Consider the following 15,214-nt stretch of genomic DNA (forward strand, 5'->3'; position numbering starts at 1 on the left):
ATTCATTACAGGAATGGCTCCCTTGTACGCACTTTCCCCATTTTACACGATCAAGCCCCTACTTCCTAGCTTGGACTTCACCGTTCATACATCGTTTTTAGTCGGCGCAAGCCACGATGCGAAATCATTTTCACGCTTGATTCTGTTTTTCCCAATACATCAGCAACCTGACTGATTTTAAGCCCGGCGTAATAGCGCAAGAGAAGGACGTCTTTTTGGCTGCAGGACAGCAAGTCGATCCGTTCGCGCAGACAGCTCATCTCTTCACTCGTCAAAACCTGCTGTTCCGGCTGCCAGGTCTCATCTGTTTCTACATCCAGCCAATCATCGAGATCGACGGGAATATCCCTTTTTTTGCGAAGATAATCGATATACGTGTTGTGGGCGATGCGAAAAATCCAGGAGGCAAACGGATACGTCCGGCTGTATTGCCCGAACTTTTCCCATGCTTTCATAAAGACGACCGTCGTCAGATCATCTGCATCCCACGGATTTCGGACACGAGAAAGCAAGTAGTGATTGATCCGGCTGAAAAACGCATCGTACAGTTCACAAAATGAACGGGCTTCGTAATAATCTGAGACCAAACTCGCGGTTGCCGATGGGCGGGCAGAAGACTGTATTGCATAACCCATCACGGTTTCCTCCAACTCCCAAAATTTCATTCGCCAAGTATGAAAAATCTACTATTTCTACTATAACTTGGTTCTACGATTGGGAGCGGAAAAGGTAACAGATTTTACAAAATATAATTATTCTTTATTTTTTCAGAGCCTTATCGAGCTCCGCAATGATGTCTTCCGCCGCTTCAATCCCTACCGACAGACGAACCAGTCCCATGGTAATCCCTGTCGCTTGTCGCTGCTCCTCGGAAAACGCCCTGTGGGAGGTCGTCACTGGATGGGAGACAGAGGTTTCGACTCCGGCCAGCGAGGGAGCAAACGGAATCCAATCCAGGTTGCGGTAAAAGGAGTAGATCTTGCTTTCATCCTGCAGGCAGAAAGAGACCATCGCCCCTTGTTTGTTGCGGGTAAAGAAACGGGTGTCCGCCTCGCTCGGGTAATAAACGGTAGAAACTGCCGGATGCCCTTTTAAAAAGGCGGCTACCTGACTCGCGTTGTCGCATTGCCGCTCCATCCGCAGAGCAAGCGTCTTGAGGCCGCGGGATGTCAGCCAAGCCTCGAATGGGCTTAGGGACGCGCCGTAATTGACGACGATTTCCCTGGCCCTGGTGACAAGGTCTTTTCTGCCGACAAGCACACCGGATGTCACGTCGCTATGACCCCCGATGTATTTGGTGGCGCTATGCACGACAAGGTCTGCACCAAGCAAAAAAGGCTGGACGAGATACGGCGTCGCAAACGTATTATCCACCATGACTGACAAGCCGAATTGCTTGGCCTGTTTGATCCAGAACGGCATATCCACAACGCGCAGCAACGGGTTCGTGATGGTTTCCAGGAAAAACATCCTCGTGTTGGGGCGAATAAATGGTTCAAGCGAAGTCAGCTCGTTCAAATTGATGCATTCCAGCTCAATCCCCATTCGGGAGAGCTCCTTGCTCATCAGTGCGTAGGTCCCCCCGTAAATCTCGTGGGATGCCAGCATATGGTCGCCTGGCTTCAGTACGGCCAATAGACCCGCCATGATCGCTCCCATGCCGGATGCCGCGCTGACTCCTTCCTCCGCCGCCTCCAGCTTTGCGATCGCATCAGCCAGCTCGGTCGGGTTGGGATTGCCATTGCGCGTATACAAATACTCGCCCTCGCCAGCATAATACTGTTCGACCTCCTCCAGCCCGTTGAAGGCAAAAACAGAGGTTTGGTAGATCGGGGTCGTTTTGCTTTGGGCATGCCGCAAAGGCTGATGTCCGATATGTACCGTTTTTGTCTCGAATCTTTCACTCATGGCGTTCACCTCTGTCACTTTTCCTTACATCATATCACGAAATCAAAACAGGAAAATAGATGATTGGCATTTTTAAAATAGATTTGCTATAATTCAAAACCGTAGCTCCCTCATAGCAAATAGGCAAAAGGAAGGTGCATGAGATGAAAAAACTGTTTCCTGCTATTCTTGCGTGTGTGACGGCGATTGCCCTGGTAACAGGCTGCTCCAGCAGCAGCAGTGAAGAGGGCCAACCTACCCCTCCACCTGCTCCGATTGCGAAGGAACCTGTTTCCAAAGAGCCGGCACAGCCGCCAGGACCGACAGGTGAGAAGAAGTATGACAAAGCGCCAGAAATGCAAATTGACAAAAATAAAGACTACCAAGCAACCATTTCGACAAGCATGGGGGACTTCACTATCGACCTGTTTGAAAAGGACGCTCCCATCACAGTCAATAACTTCGTTTTTCTGGCGAAAGACAAGTTCTACGACAACCTGACGTTCCACCGTATTTTGAAGGACTTCATGATCCAGACAGGAGATCCCCTCGGAACAGGGATCGGCGGTCCGGGGTACAACTTCGAGGATGAGCTGAATAACGGCCACAAGTACGAGGTCGGGGTTGTCGCAATGGCAAATGCTGGCGCCAACACCAACGGCAGCCAGTTCTTTATCGGTTCTGGCAAGGATGTAGAAGGACTTGAGTTCTCACCTAACTACACAATCTTCGGAAAAGTAATTGAAGGCCTTGATGTCGTCCAAAAAATCGCTGCTGTTCCCGTAAAACCGAATGCGCAAGGTGAGAAAAGCCTTCCGGAACAACCTGTTACAATCAAGTCGATCACCATTATCGAAAAATAATCTTTACCCAAGAGAAACACCGCTGGCTTGTGGTGTTTCTCTTTTTTTGTCAAAAAAGGATGCGATTTACTTGTAAATAGTTCTTTGGAACCAATTCCCTATTGCGTCGCTACTTTTTTCCCACTACACTAGCCAATGACCCGATTCGCTTCCGCATGTATAAGCAAAAAGCGAAAAGGAGTGGTTCCTAGATGTTTCCACGCGAGGCGCAAATGCGCTTTTTCTTCTATATCAACAGTATTGGTTTATTGCTCTTATGCCTGTTTGTTACACCGACAAGTGCACAAGCACCGAAGGCCTTGTCTGTAGCAGGACCTAGTTATCCAGCGAACATGGATTCTTTGAAAACACCCAAAACCAATTCTACGACCCTTCACGCCTCCAAACCAGAGCGAAAAGCTGTCCAGGTCAGCCGCGGAGATTCCCGTACACGTACAGTGAATCCACATGGGCATGGCAGGATTTCGGAGCGTGAAATGGAACTGCTTGCCCGGTTGGTCTATGCGGAAGGCCGGGGAGAACCGTACGAGGGACAAGTGGCAATTGCCGCAGTTGTACTGAATCGGGTATCGTCCCCTCAATTTCCTGACACGGTTCAGGAGGTTATTTTCGCTCCCCGCGCATTCTCTCCCGTACAAGGCGGGAGATTGCCGTTCAAAGCGAATGAGAGTACACGAAAGGCTGCGCGTGAGGCAGTAGCAGGTGCAGACCCTACCAATGGCTCTCTGTATTTCTTCAATCCGAATACGGCTACATCGGATTGGATATGGTCTCGCACCCAAACGGTGAGAATTGCCAACCATATATTTGCTAAATAAATTTAACAATACTTTATTTTATTTTAATGCATGTTTTACTTTTCTCTGTTATGATTTCACCATAAGCTCTTTTTCAACGCATTGAGAAAACGTTTGATGTCTGGTTTCGGCCAACATGAATCATTACCGTATGCATGAGTAGATGCTTGGCATTCTGTGTATGCATACGGTGATGAGGTCTCGATTGGCATTGGTTTTGGGTGAGAGCAAAACCATTGTCATCGCATCAGATTTTTTCTCAATCGCCCCCAATTGACTCTGGCCTTCCTAACAGGAAGGCCACTTTTTTTATGCTGCAAATGGTATGCTGACATCCGCCATCGACGGCGCGTTTGGCAATCCGTCGCCTTTTCCCTTGTCTTTTGCTACAATATAAGCTGTGGAAGGGAGGTTTATACATTGCGTCTTTACAGTCAAATGACCCTGGCAGAGCTGCAGGAGGAAATGGAACTCCTCCGCCAACAAGCGGCAGAGAAGAAAAAGGCAGGCGACGAGTCACAGTTCGCCATTATCCAGCAAAAGTATTTCATGGCTAAATCGTATTATCTAGGAACTGACGAATTCCGTATTGGGGGTACATACAGCGTTGCTGACCATGACCAGCCCTTTACCATTGATTATTTTAATGGCGTATTCGCCTGGGGGCGTTTCCCCGATTCCGACGAACAGACCGGTTTCCCTGTAGGCATGCTGGAAGAATGGCACTAGCCCTTCGAAAAAAGCAACCGACCCAACTGCGGGCCGGTTTTTTGGTTCGGATATCCTTCCGCCCTTTTCCTTCAAGGCAAGGGGGCGAATGGATATACTATAAAAAAACAGAAAGCAGGCTTCTTGCCCATGGATCTCATCAATCTCGTCCTACTTGTCCTGCTCGCATTCGGGGTCGTAGGAAATAACACAACCGTGTCCATTGCTGTCGCCGTCCTGCTCCTGTGCAGATTGTTGAATTTGGAAAAAGCTTTTCCCATTCTCGAACAGTACGGATTGCAAATCGGCATCATCATTTTAACAATCGGTGTGCTTTCACCGCTGGCCAGCGGCAAAATGAAGCCGGAGAGCTTCCTCTCCCTCTTCACGCATTGGCAATCGATCCTGGCCGTCGTTGTCGGCATCGTCGTCGCTTATTTGGCCGGCAAAGGAACATCCCTTATGACCGCCAATCCTCTGATCGTCACCGGATTGCTTTTCGGGACGATCATCGGCGTCACTTTTTTCAGAGGGATACCAGTAGGTCCCCTCGTAGCTGCCGGGATACTGGCTTTTGTTTTACAGTTTTTCCCAAAGTGATTCTGTCTATGATACACCCCAGCGTTCTTTCACCTGCAAGCCGTAGGCGAGAATCTGCTCGGGGGTAACCAAACGAAACCCTTGCTGCGGTCGGTAATCCACTTTTAGTTGAGTAGAGCCGATGTAGCCAAGGGTTTCTTTGTCCATCACGAACGTAAAGGAATCGACATGCAGGAGAAGATCATCTGGCAATACCTCGTCCCACCAGAGAAAATATTCCACATTCATGCCGCAGCCACCCACCAGCTCCCCATTGATTCGGATCGTCTGATCTGACCCTTCGGATATAGTCTGCAAACGCTCCATGGCCTCCGTTGTCACCGTTATTTCCATGTCTTTACTCCTTTCGCTAACACATTTTAAAAATGGGATGCATCATCTGTTTCAACTTCGCATACAATGCTTGAAAGGCAGCAGAAAGGACGATTTTCTATGCATATCTACGAACAAGACGGCATCTACATCGCCGAAACCGAATACCAATCCGAACATGTCGTAATCTTTGGCAGCACGTGGGAAGAGGCCAAGGAAAAACTACTGGTTCGCTTACTTGTACTTGAGATGATTGGTTAACATAGAAAGGCGGGTCATAACCAGGACCTGCTTTTTTTCACCCTTACCGATCAAGCTAACTCAGATGGCGAGGTGCGACTTCACGATCATGTCTGTAACCACTCTCGATGGACAAGCACTGGCGGCCGAGATCAGACGGCAAACCGCTTTGGCGAACCGCAACAACGTCACCCGTACACAAGCATACCTTGCGTTTTACCGCGAACACGAGGAGGTTCACTGGGCACTGCTTGCTCATCTCGTCTCGCGAAATGGCGGGTGGAATATGACAGACCTGCAGGGAGAGTGGCTCCCCCGGATCATGGATCCCGCTTCCCGCAACGCCTACTTTTGGTTTTTGGAACGATGCAATTGGCTGATCTTTCATGATGCGTACGCCCAGCTTCTGCTCTATGCGGAAATGAAACGATGCGGAAGAGATTTGACCAACCTGCTCCCTTCCTTGCATGTATCCTCTTTTATGCAAGGCTTCTGGCAGGACTTTTTGACGTCTGGGGACAGTGCGAGACTGACACGGGCCTTAATCGTCAATGAGCAGCAATATATCGAACAGCGTGTGGTTCGAAAATCCTTCACGTATCATCGAATCTTCTCCACGCTCGCCTTTTTCGCCCAGTCTCAGCTTTCCCTAAACCAGACTCTTTTTCCCTATAAAGCGCATCCGACCGATCGCAGATTTCAGCTTGTCGGGATGAACGTGCATGATTTTCCCGAGATCAACCAGCGCATTGCGATTGGCAAAGCCTTGTACAAGCTGTTGTACGAAGACAAAAAAAGGCTCGATTCCATCCGGGAATTTGCCTTTCGCATTCCACATACCGGCTCCAGGGCGGATTATTGGCCGCATCTGTTTACTCCGGTCGAGCTAGCACAACGAGAGGCTTCGCTATCTGACAACAATGCCTACTCGCTTCGGCTGCACAAGGATTCACTGCGGGAAGGAGCTCCCAAACTATACAGTCCTTTTTTGCACAAGGCTTGGCCGGATACCTCGCACGATCCGGCGGACGGAGTCGACTGGTATCGCGATCCGCGTTGGCTCTCCGTAGTCGACGAACCGATCGAACTGCCGAGCATTGCCACGGAAGAGTACGCACGGGCGCTCCAGTGGATCGATTATGGAGTCAAGATCGTCTCGCTTTTTTCCTGACCGAACAAGATCCGCTCCACCCATTGGTAGCATCGCTCCAGCTCTTCATCGCGAATCAGCTCGGAGCGATGCTCAAAGACGATTTTTACGTGCGGATTTTCATCCCGGATGATGTTGAGGTAGCTCTCGATAGGAGCCCAGCCCTCTTCCGGCAGGCATTGCGGCAGGGCGGGATAGTGGTTGTGCTTCATCTCTTCTCCCTGGACCTGCATCGTCCAAAGGTGAATCGTTTCCGCATATTTGGCGAACTTCTTCAGCACTTTTCGGGCATCAAAATACGGGTCGATTCGCTCCTGGACGTACAGTCTTCCCGTATCCAGACAAAGGCGTATGCGCGGATACTTTTGCAGCAGCTTTTCCACAATCGTCGTGTCATACACATAGCGATTGCAGGCATCGAATTCAAGCACGGGAGTGAAGTGAAAAGCCTCGCTCTGCCTGGACAGCCAGGAAAACAGCTCCTCGCTTTTCTCGATAAATGCCTCCAGGGGATAGTCGCTCTCATAGACGTAATCCCGTTGATCCGCGAAGCGCCATCTGTCCCACTTGACCCTGTTATCCAGAATGACCGGCTTGGGATAGTGGAACAAAACGTAGGAGGGCTTCACCGACCGCAGGTATTCCAGCTCTTGCGCAATCTCTGCATAAGCTTGCTGTCTGGCCTGCTCATCCAAATCCATGAAGAGAGCGTCACGAAGCATCCCCTGCTTCGCCCGCAGCGGGTAGTGAATCCCGATGGCAAAATTGTTGGTTTGTGCTTCCTTCACCAATGTGCGAATTCCTGCCTCGTCAGCAAACAGGCAGGCTTCGATGCCATAAAAGCCGGTTTTGAAATCCCGCTCATATTTCTGCCAATCAAAACCACCGTACTGACCGATTAAAAAACGCTTCATGACCTCCCGCCTTTCATCCTGCCCCTTTTACTTCCCATCATGGGAAACGACGAGAAAAGGCGTCAGCTCTCCATCTTCCCAGTAGAACGGCAATAAAGAGATCGGGACCTCTCCCTTTGAAGCAAAATCATACGTCAGCCTGGCTAACAGATGGGCTCCTGTCTCCCCAACCATATCGGCGACAATGAGAACATCCTGGTGTGGGATCGAGACCCCCAGGGAATCTCCCGTTTTTTTCGCGTCAAAATCGCGCAGCAGATCGTCCAGCAAGATCCGGCTCGCCGCGTAGCCATCCGTCGGGCTGATAAAATGGATGAGGTTATCCCCCACCGATTGGCTTTTTACAGAAAAAGGTAGTTTCTTCAGATTTTCCATCGCGTGGTGATGCAATTCCTCCGGGGTCCATCCGGCTTCCGTCAGCATGTGAGGCTCGATCAGCATATAGCCCTCGCCCATATCCAACGCGTACAGGATAGCTGTATCGGCCGTATGCGGCTTGGACACCCAGCGCTGTGGCTGCTTTTGTACCAGGCTTGCATGACGAATAACGGGATAGACGCGATTTTGTTGCCCGCTTACGGTCACGGGGCTCTTCTTTTGTTTGCTGCTATGGTCCTGCTTTTTGCTCATTTCGCTGCCATCCTCCTTTCTTACTCCCAAGGCGGCTTGTCTGTATCCTCGCCCTGACCCGATGCGGGAACTGCATGAACCGTCTGCCCACCGCCAGTCCGGCTCCCACGGGATTCAATCTCCCGCACAATCTCAGCCAATTCTTTCGGTTTGACGAACTCCACCGGAGAAACCCCTCGCTCGAACTGCAGCATTTCTCCCTCCAGCAACACCAGATAACGGCCGTTAACCTTGGCGATGTGCAAGCTCGATCCATAATCTGCAAGCATGGTGCGAATCTGCATATGATCCAGCTTGAATTTCAGTTCTACTTCCGGCTGGCGATCCGTGATGATCTGCATGGCTTCCATCACCGTCTCATGCTCCCATTTTTCCGCCAGCTCTCGCTTGGGACTGGCCGCAATCAGCTCGATGGCTTCTTCCTCGCGCAGCCGTTCCTCTGTCTCTTCCGGATAGGTGAAGGCAATATGCTGTCTCGCCAGGGAGATCACTTCTTCGGAGACAAGCTGCGGCACAGATTGCGGGTATTCAATGAAGCGCAAAAACTCCTCGAAGTAACGCGCGTGAGAAAACTGATGAATCTTCACATGATAGGGGTCATTCATCCCTGATTCAATCATATACGGATACATGATCGATTTCATGTTTTTCGCGTTGATCGCCATTTGCACATTGGCAATCAGACTTTTTTCGTCTGTAATTACCGCTGTTTTTTGTTCAAAATCGCATTTGAGGATAAACACATACCGTTCGTCCAGCAGCTCCAGACGCGTCCGCACGACGATCAGCACGCCGCCCCTCACCTGGGAGGTGCGCAAATACGACTGAACCAGCTCCTGGCAAGGCTCTTTGCTCTCTGCTGACGTTTCGGCCTGCACCAGCCGTGAAAGCAGCGCGTAGTTGGGGTTGGAATCGAGCGGATGGCCCGGCTCGAGGACGAATCGCCCCAGTTTAGTCGGGGTGCCGTCGCTGCGCGGATTCTCTTCCACTTTTCTCTTGGCGATTCGGGCAAATTCTCCGTCCAAAAAGTCGCGAAGTTCGCTCTTCTCGTACTCATCGTGATTCAGATGCCGGGTCATTCTTACGAGCTTGGGAGAGTCTTCACTCTCCGGCTGTTCGATCAAATAAAAGGACAACCAATCTATTTGAAATTTCATCATCATTTCGCTCCCGTCTTTACTGCAACGAAATGATTATATCAAAAGGCGCGCATGCGGTCAGGCCTTTTCAGACAAAGAAAAGAGCGGAGCGCGTCTGCCGTGATCGCTTCACCGCATCGCTCCGCTTTTTACCAAATAGCTACTCCGAGATCGGCTCTTGTTTGGCCTTCTCCATCATGTCCTTGAGTTCACTGGCTTCGCCACGAAGCGTCTGACGCTCCTGCTTCGTCAACACCTCACCGCCGACAGGACCGTTTACCAGCAAGTCTTCTTCAGCCAAACGATCTTTGCGCATGGTTCCCTCCAACAGACAAGAGTAATGTCTGTTCTACTTTGTTCCATTGATGCGCTTTCTATGTACGCGGCTTGCCGATTTTTCCGTTTTTCGTTCCTGTAGTCCGGGTCGGTCCCGCTTTGGAGCCGGCGGGCTTCGCTTTGCCAGTTTTTGCTGGGGTTTGCCGCGTGTCCATCTTCTTGCCCATCGGCTTTGCGCCACGGCTTTCTCCCGGGTCTTGCAAAGCCCCGTGCGCCATGATTTTTTCCGTGATGGTCAATCCCGTCTGTTTGGCAAATTTGCGAATGATAAACAGCTCCTGGGAACTGATCACGGAAAACACCAGTCCAGCTCGTCCCATACGACCTGTACGCCCGCTGCGGTGCACATACGTATCTGCGTCAGGTGCCGGATCGTAGTGTACGACACACTCTACACCCGGAATATCGATCCCTCTTGCGGAGACATCTGTCGTGATCAGAACCGGAAAGACACCGTCGCGGAATTGTTGGATTGTACGTGCCCGCTCTTCTTTCGTCGCCTCCCGGTGCAGCAGCCGGCATGGCAAATGATGGTAATTCAATTTGGAGACGATTTCATCCACCTTGTCGATCTGGTTGACGAATACAATCGACGAACGGACATTCACGAGACGCAGCAGTCGGCGCAACGTATCCACCTTTTTGCGCGGATCGGTCAGCAAATACATGTGGGCGACTCCTTGCGCTCCCTCAGGAGCCTCAGCGCGGATGACAACCTCGTCTCTGGTGACCGCAGAAGCCTGATCGATGACCGCCTCTGGAATCGTCGCAGAGAAAAACAGCCGCTGGGTGTCGCGCAAGGTACGCTTCATCACATCGAACACAGGCTTGCCGAAGCCTGCATCCAGCATGCGGTCAGCTTCGTCGACTACGACCGTTTTCACTTCATGCAGCTTGACTTTGCGCTGCTCGATCAATTCCAGCAGCCTGCCTGGCGTGGCGACGATAAGCATCGGCTTTTTCTTCAACCTCTCGATCTGGCGCTTCACATCCACTCCCCCGATCAGTGGGAGAACGGCAGCATCTTGCCCAGGGAGCAAACCCTCAGCCACGCGGGCGATCTGCATGACCAACTCATGTGTCGGAGCCAGTACGATGGCCTGTACATCCTTTTTATCGATATCCGCCTTGGACAGAATCGGCAGCAGATAGGCATAGGTTTTGCCTGTTCCGGTCGGCGATTCGACGAAGGCGTCTTTTCCTTCCCATATGACAGGAATCGCCTCGGCCTGCACAGGGGTCGGCGTCTCCATTTTTTGTTCACGCAATCGTTCAACAAGCGGTGCAGCGACATGTAAATCAGCAAACGTGGTACTCACAAGAACCCTCCTGGCATGAAAATCTTGCATTGGGTAAGCTTACCACACTTTGCCCGGAGAAAACAGAGGTCACGCAATCAGGCGAAATCCTTTTAGGACCTCGCCCGTTCATCCCTAGCCGTTATTGGAATCCATACGGGTCTCCTGCTTCTCCTGCAGGTCGTGTCGATCCCGGCTTGTTGTCTGATTCCGGGTCCCCTTATCACTATTTTGGTACTCCTCTACTTCCTTCTGAAACTCCTTGTCGAATCCTCTCACAACCCTCACCTCCTGCCATTAGCTTTCCCGACAGCCACTTTTCTTCATTCCTTGTAACTTTTTACCCGTTTTTTCGTCCTATTGTAGTAGAAAGTTATCCGAGAAAGTAGGAATGTCATGAGTGACACGATCCATACCCTGTCGCGGACCCGTACGCGCAAAAAAGCCGCTCGGCGAAGACCTATGCGCTGGGTAAAGCGTTTCTTTCTTGTTTCTACCCTCTGCTTTACCACCTGTGCCTCTTTGGGTCTTCTTTTTCTTTTTGGAACCAAGACAGGGGTAGAACTTCGCGAATGGGCTGCCGGGACCTTGCTGACCACGCAGCATGATTACTGGGCTCCGTACACATTTTTGCCTGAAGAGAAGCTGCAGGCTCTGAAACAGCAAATAACGAATCCAGAGGTGATCAATTCGGTACCGGAGTCGGATCCAGATCTTCAAAACGATGTCATCTACGGACCGTTGCCTGCACCAATCCCTGAACCGGAAAAACCGCGTGAGTTGATTGAAATCGAAGATATATACGTATCCAAGGGCAGTTATTTTTTCAGAGGCAAGATCATGTACATCAGCGATCCCAATCGGGTTCATCTACTAGTGACCAATCGCAAGGACCGTGGGGATCTGCTGGACGAGTTCGTGAAAAAAACAAATGCGATCGGGATCGTCAATGCGAGCGGATTCCATGATCCAGACGGCTACGGAAAAGGCGCTACTGCCTACGGAGTCGTGATCAAGGATGGGAAAATCCTGCAGGGCTACAATCCCAGATCAGGAGAGACCGCCCTTGGCATCACATACGATGGAAAGCTGGTGACAGGCAGCTACAGTGCCGAACAGCTGGTCAAAATGGGCGTTCGCGATGCCATGAGCTTCCGTCCGCAATTAATCGTAAACGGCAAGAATCTGTTCGCAGACAAGCCTGCCAAAAGCTGGGGCATTCAACCGCGGACGGCTATCGGACAAAAAGAAGATGGGACCATCGTTTTCGCTGTTATTGACGGCCGCCAGCCCAGCCACTCCATCGGCGCCAGCATGAATGACATGGCCGAGCTTTTGGAGCAGCGCGGCGTCGTGACCGCGATGGCGATGGATGGCGGTTCCAGCTCGATGATGCTGTATAACGGTGAGGCAATCACCAGTACTTCTTCCCCTTATCATCGCGGGCGGTATTTGCCCAACGCATGGGCCGTGATGCCGGAGAGCGCTGAATAAACATATGTAAAACAGGCAGTCCCAGATGCTGGGGCTGCCTGTTTTTGTTCATGCTTACAATTTAATGGGTGCCTTGCTCTGTGCCAGGCTCCACTCTTCTACATTCCATACCTGCGTTACCCAGTCTTCATAGAATTCCGGTTCGTGGCAGACCAATAGGACGGTACCTTTGAATTCTTTTAATGAACGTTTCAATTCTTCCTTGGCGACCACATCCAAGTGGTTCGTCGGCTCGTCAAATACCAGCCAGTTGCTCTCGCGCTGGAGCAGCTTGCATAGACGCACCTTCGCCTGCTCGCCCCCCGACAAGGCGTTCATGTTGCGGTTGATATGCTCGTTTTTCAAACCGCATCGAGCCAATGCGCCGCGAACTTCATGATTGGTCATGGACGGGAATTCATTCCATACCTCGTCAAGCGCTGTGATCGGTTTTGCCTTTACTTCCTGTTCAAAGTAAGCAGGATGCAGGAAATCGCCGCGCTCCAGCTTGCCGCCGAGCGGAGGAATGATGCCCAACAAGGTTTTGAGCAGGGTGGATTTACCGACACCGTTCATCCCGACAATCGCGACTTTCTCGCCTCGCTCCAGCTTGACGCTCAGCTTGGGCAGCAAGGTGTGGGAATACCCGATCTCCAGATCCTCTGTCTCGACGACGAAACGGCTGCTCGCACGGGATTCTTTGAAAATAAAGGTCGGTTTCGCAGCTGATTCCGGCTTGTCGATGCGCTCCATGCGGTCCAGCTGCTTCTGGCGGCTTTTTGCCCGGCCTGTCGTGGAGGCGCGTGCCTTGTTGCGAGCAATGAAATCCTCCATTTTCGCAATCTCTTCCTGCTGCCGCTCAAACGCGTCGATATGCTGGCTTCGCTTCATCTCAGACTGGGCCAGGAATGATTCATAGTTCCCTGTATAGCGGTTCAGCTTCGTAAATTCCAAATGATAGATCACGTTGACGACCTCGTTCATAAAGGACGTATCGTGAGAAATCAGCATGAATGCATACGGATATTCTTTGAGGTAATTCTTCAGCCAGACGATATGCTCCTCGTCCAGGTAGTTCGTCGGCTCATCAAGCAAGAGCACAGTCGGCTGTTCCAGAAGCAATTTGGCCAACAGTACCTTGGTGCGCTGTCCCCCTGACAATGAAGCGACATCTCGATCCAGCCCGATCGCGCTCAGTCCCAGCGCGTTAGCGATCTCCTCCACCTTGGCATCGATCAGGTAAAAACCGCTTGTCTCCAGACGATCCTGAATCTCTCCCATGCGCTCCAGCAGCTCTTCCAACTCCTCGGGAGAGGCATCCGCCATTTTTTCCCCGATCTCCATCAATTCCTTTTCTTGCTCGAGCAATGGCGCAAAGGCATCCTTCAGCACATCGCGGATGGTTTTTCCCGCTTCCAGCTTGGTATGCTGATCCAGATAGCCATACTGGACTTTCGGCATCCATTCGATACGGCCGTGGTCAGCCATGTTTTGACCCGTTAAAATCCCCATCATCGTCGATTTTCCGGTTCCATTTGCCCCGACCAGACCTACCCGGTCTCCGGGCTGCAAACGAAAGGATACATCGCGAAACAAAATGCGGTCCCCAAATCCATGGGACAAGTTTTCCACTATCAAGACACTCATAAATTCCTCCTGATTGTAACCTCACTTAGGCGTTTAGCGTAATTCTTTCAAAACGTTTGGGAGAGTAGCGCTTCACATAGTCCTCGCCAGCCATAATCAAATGGTCCAAGCGAACGCGCAGCTCCTGCACGGTGATTCCTTCCATCGCCGTATTTAAAATGGCCGATCGTGCCATCAACCGCAGCAGGTTCACTTCATTGCTGATTTTTTGGCCAAATATCTTTCCGCTGTGAACAATCTCTGAGCGCTGATTATACGATTTTTTGATAAACTCGGCAATCCTTTCCCGCTCTTCAAACGTAGACCCAAAATAATAAGCCATGCGCAGGCGCAATTTATAGGTGATTTCCCCTTTTTTCCCGTCAGGGGCAAACAGGGACTCCAAGGCAATCCATAAATCGAGCAATTGGTCTTCTGTTCTCTTTTTTTCGAGCGACAGTGTATATCTGCGAAAAGCCAGCGAGGGCAGCTTTTGATCCAGCAGTGAGACGAAAATGTCCTGGGCATCGGAATCAAAAACGAACCTGCTGCCGTCGAGAGAGCGTTTCAGATAATTGATTCCGAACATATCGGGTTGAATCGTAACCACATAAGGGATCGAACAGATTCCATTCATTACAGACATGTTCAATTTGCCTTCAATTTCTTCGATCCAATCCTGATCATCCTTGATTCTCATATCGGGGGTATCCGCGACGAGAAACAGGCTCATGGGATCAACCCGTTTATCAAACAATCGTTTGTTTTCGTCCATTTCATTGCGCAGGTACTTGGAAGCCAACTCGTATGGTTTTTCCGCCCCCGCTACAAGGTAGTAGGAATTCGGCAGCTCCATCCGAAACGGTTTGGGTGCTATGGAATTAAAAACCGGTGCGATTAAAAGCGGCATGTGATCGCTCCTTTCAAAGGCTAACAGGCACGATATTGTTCTCCCTTTAAGTTAACATAATAAATATTATGTTGCATAGTCGTGAAGCGGACATGCTTCTCTATAGAATACCAGCATTTCCTATGTTTCGTCATCATTCACTTGCATCACACTAATCTGGAAGGAGTGATGAGAATGGAAAAGGATTTGCATCTCGATCAAAACCCGCACGAAGCCTATAATAATGAAGCGAGACCTCTCGAGCAAACTGGGGAACCAATGCCTGGTTCCAAAAAGGTCAAGCAGGAAAATCATTCGCGTCAAATTCGAACCAGAGAAGGGTAAGGCTCCG

Annotated in this window: 19 protein-coding genes; 8 read left to right on the forward strand and 11 right to left on the reverse strand. The window is 50.7% G+C overall.

The annotated features are described in order from the left end of the window. Window positions 1–77: 77 nt before the first annotated feature. Both EDM58_RS15000 and EDM58_RS15005 read right to left on the reverse strand, forming a co-directional pair. The gene (locus tag EDM58_RS15000) at window positions 78–635 is read right to left on the reverse strand and encodes an RNA polymerase sigma factor (protein WP_122914067.1); all 558 of its coding nucleotides are present in this window, start codon (window positions 633–635) and stop codon (window positions 78–80) included. 124 nt (window positions 636–759) lie between these two features. Next, window positions 760–1,908, reverse strand: a complete 1,149-nt coding sequence (locus EDM58_RS15005; RefSeq protein WP_183187524.1) for a trans-sulfuration enzyme family protein — start codon at window positions 1,906–1,908, stop codon at window positions 760–762. A 143-nt stretch (window positions 1,909–2,051) separates the two neighbouring features. Between EDM58_RS15005 and EDM58_RS15010 the strand changes: the two genes are divergently transcribed. The 4 genes from EDM58_RS15010 to EDM58_RS15025 all read left to right on the forward strand — a co-directional run bounded on the left by EDM58_RS15010 (window position 2,052) and on the right by EDM58_RS15025 (window position 4,855). Beyond that, a complete protein-coding gene (locus EDM58_RS15010) occupies window positions 2,052–2,750 on the forward strand; it encodes a peptidylprolyl isomerase (protein ID WP_122914069.1) in 699 nt (232 codons plus the stop codon). A 191-nt stretch (window positions 2,751–2,941) separates the two neighbouring features. Next, a complete protein-coding gene (locus EDM58_RS15015; protein WP_122914070.1) occupies window positions 2,942–3,568 on the forward strand; it encodes a cell wall hydrolase in 627 nt (208 codons plus the stop codon). A gap of 399 nt (window positions 3,569–3,967) precedes the next feature. Beyond that, the gene (locus EDM58_RS15020; protein ID WP_023557008.1) at window positions 3,968–4,276 is read left to right on the forward strand and encodes a YfhH family protein; all 309 of its coding nucleotides are present in this window, start codon (window positions 3,968–3,970) and stop codon (window positions 4,274–4,276) included. Between the two features lie 129 nt (window positions 4,277–4,405). Beyond that, window positions 4,406–4,855, forward strand: a complete 450-nt coding sequence (locus EDM58_RS15025; protein WP_122914071.1) for a DUF441 domain-containing protein — start codon at window positions 4,406–4,408, stop codon at window positions 4,853–4,855. Between the two features lie 6 nt (window positions 4,856–4,861). Here the strand turns inward: EDM58_RS15025 and EDM58_RS15030 are convergent, their stop codons facing one another. Beyond that, window positions 4,862–5,188 carry an iron-sulfur cluster biosynthesis family protein gene (locus EDM58_RS15030; protein WP_122914072.1) on the reverse strand — a complete coding sequence of 109 codons (327 nt, stop codon included), beginning with the start codon at window positions 5,186–5,188 and terminating at the stop codon, window positions 4,862–4,864. 99 nt (window positions 5,189–5,287) lie between these two features. Here EDM58_RS15030 and EDM58_RS25745 point away from each other — a divergent pair, with 99 nt between their 5' ends. Beyond that, complete coding sequence (locus EDM58_RS25745; protein WP_183187525.1) at window positions 5,288–5,428, forward strand: hypothetical protein; 141 nt, start codon at window positions 5,288–5,290, stop codon at window positions 5,426–5,428. A gap of 88 nt (window positions 5,429–5,516) precedes the next feature. Further along, the gene (locus tag EDM58_RS15035) at window positions 5,517–6,578 is read left to right on the forward strand and encodes a DUF2515 family protein (RefSeq protein WP_122914073.1); all 1,062 of its coding nucleotides are present in this window, start codon (window positions 5,517–5,519) and stop codon (window positions 6,576–6,578) included. On the opposite strand, the gene EDM58_RS15040 is transcribed toward EDM58_RS15035, so the two are convergent. The 6 genes from EDM58_RS15040 to EDM58_RS25755 all read right to left on the reverse strand — a co-directional run bounded on the left by EDM58_RS15040 (window position 6,545) and on the right by EDM58_RS25755 (window position 11,153). Next, window positions 6,545–7,471, reverse strand: coding sequence for a sugar phosphate isomerase/epimerase (locus tag EDM58_RS15040; protein WP_122914074.1), 927 nt, complete (start codon window positions 7,469–7,471; stop codon window positions 6,545–6,547). The genes EDM58_RS15035 and EDM58_RS15040 overlap by 34 nt on opposite strands. Window positions 7,472–7,498: 27 nt before the next feature. Then, window positions 7,499–8,101: a DUF1444 family protein gene (locus EDM58_RS15045; RefSeq protein WP_122914075.1), complete on the reverse strand. Its 603-nt coding sequence runs from the start codon at window positions 8,099–8,101 to the stop codon at window positions 7,499–7,501. 20 nt (window positions 8,102–8,121) lie between these two features. Next, window positions 8,122–9,258: a DUF3900 domain-containing protein gene (locus EDM58_RS15050; protein ID WP_122914207.1), complete on the reverse strand. Its 1,137-nt coding sequence runs from the start codon at window positions 9,256–9,258 to the stop codon at window positions 8,122–8,124. 142 nt (window positions 9,259–9,400) lie between these two features. Continuing rightward, a complete protein-coding gene (locus EDM58_RS25750; RefSeq protein ID WP_183187527.1) occupies window positions 9,401–9,556 on the reverse strand; it encodes a hypothetical protein in 156 nt (51 codons plus the stop codon). A gap of 58 nt (window positions 9,557–9,614) precedes the next feature. Continuing rightward, window positions 9,615–10,895: a DEAD/DEAH box helicase gene (locus EDM58_RS15055; RefSeq protein WP_122914076.1), complete on the reverse strand. Its 1,281-nt coding sequence runs from the start codon at window positions 10,893–10,895 to the stop codon at window positions 9,615–9,617. 114 nt (window positions 10,896–11,009) lie between these two features. Next, window positions 11,010–11,153, reverse strand: coding sequence for a hypothetical protein (locus EDM58_RS25755; RefSeq protein WP_183187528.1), 144 nt, complete (start codon window positions 11,151–11,153; stop codon window positions 11,010–11,012). A gap of 129 nt (window positions 11,154–11,282) precedes the next feature. Between EDM58_RS25755 and EDM58_RS15060 the strand changes: the two genes are divergently transcribed. After that, window positions 11,283–12,368 (forward strand): phosphodiester glycosidase family protein, encoded by a 1,086-nt coding sequence (locus EDM58_RS15060; RefSeq protein WP_122914208.1) that lies wholly within the window; start codon window positions 11,283–11,285, stop codon window positions 12,366–12,368. Window positions 12,369–12,422: 54 nt separating this feature from the next. Here the strand turns inward: EDM58_RS15060 and EDM58_RS15065 are convergent, their stop codons facing one another. After that, on the reverse strand, window positions 12,423–13,994 hold the full coding sequence (locus EDM58_RS15065) for an ABC-F family ATP-binding cassette domain-containing protein (RefSeq protein ID WP_122914077.1): 1,572 nt from the start codon (window positions 13,992–13,994) through the stop codon (window positions 12,423–12,425). A gap of 25 nt (window positions 13,995–14,019) precedes the next feature. Then, window positions 14,020–14,883, reverse strand: coding sequence for a HEPN domain-containing protein (locus EDM58_RS15070; protein ID WP_122914078.1), 864 nt, complete (start codon window positions 14,881–14,883; stop codon window positions 14,020–14,022). Between the two features lie 174 nt (window positions 14,884–15,057). Here EDM58_RS15070 and EDM58_RS15075 point away from each other — a divergent pair, with 174 nt between their 5' ends. Then, entirely contained in the window at window positions 15,058–15,207 is a 150-nt protein-coding gene (locus EDM58_RS15075; RefSeq protein ID WP_122914079.1) for a small acid-soluble spore protein P, read from the forward strand. Window positions 15,208–15,214 lie beyond the last annotated feature (7 nt).

Source organism: Brevibacillus panacihumi (assembly GCF_003710985.1).
GTDB lineage: Bacteria > Bacillota > Bacilli > Brevibacillales > Brevibacillaceae > Brevibacillus > Brevibacillus panacihumi.

Bases quoted from the DNA above. Each gene is read 5' to 3' on its own strand.
- EDM58_RS15000 (WP_122914067.1), bottom strand. From the start codon at position 635: ATGGGTTATGCAATACAGTCTTCTGCCCGCCCATCGGCAACCGCGAGT.
- EDM58_RS15005 (WP_183187524.1), bottom strand. From the start codon at position 1,908: ATGAGTGAAAGATTCGAGACAAAAACGGTACATATCGGACATCAGCCT.
- EDM58_RS15010 (WP_122914069.1), top strand. From the start codon at position 2,052: ATGAAAAAACTGTTTCCTGCTATTCTTGCGTGTGTGACGGCGATTGCC.
- EDM58_RS15015 (WP_122914070.1), top strand. From the start codon at position 2,942: ATGTTTCCACGCGAGGCGCAAATGCGCTTTTTCTTCTATATCAACAGT.
- EDM58_RS15025 (WP_122914071.1), top strand. From the start codon at position 4,406: ATGGATCTCATCAATCTCGTCCTACTTGTCCTGCTCGCATTCGGGGTC.
- EDM58_RS15030 (WP_122914072.1), bottom strand. From the start codon at position 5,188: ATGGAAATAACGGTGACAACGGAGGCCATGGAGCGTTTGCAGACTATA.
- EDM58_RS25745 (WP_183187525.1), top strand. From the start codon at position 5,288: ATGCATATCTACGAACAAGACGGCATCTACATCGCCGAAACCGAATAC.
- EDM58_RS15035 (WP_122914073.1), top strand. From the start codon at position 5,517: ATGTCTGTAACCACTCTCGATGGACAAGCACTGGCGGCCGAGATCAGA.
- EDM58_RS15040 (WP_122914074.1), bottom strand. From the start codon at position 7,471: ATGAAGCGTTTTTTAATCGGTCAGTACGGTGGTTTTGATTGGCAGAAA.
- EDM58_RS15045 (WP_122914075.1), bottom strand. From the start codon at position 8,101: ATGAGCAAAAAGCAGGACCATAGCAGCAAACAAAAGAAGAGCCCCGTG.
- EDM58_RS15050 (WP_122914207.1), bottom strand. From the start codon at position 9,258: ATGAAATTTCAAATAGATTGGTTGTCCTTTTATTTGATCGAACAGCCG.
- EDM58_RS25750 (WP_183187527.1), bottom strand. From the start codon at position 9,556: ATGCGCAAAGATCGTTTGGCTGAAGAAGACTTGCTGGTAAACGGTCCT.
- EDM58_RS15065 (WP_122914077.1), bottom strand. From the start codon at position 13,994: ATGAGTGTCTTGATAGTGGAAAACTTGTCCCATGGATTTGGGGACCGC.
- EDM58_RS15070 (WP_122914078.1), bottom strand. From the start codon at position 14,883: ATGCCGCTTTTAATCGCACCGGTTTTTAATTCCATAGCACCCAAACCG.
- EDM58_RS15075 (WP_122914079.1), top strand. From the start codon at position 15,058: ATGGAAAAGGATTTGCATCTCGATCAAAACCCGCACGAAGCCTATAAT.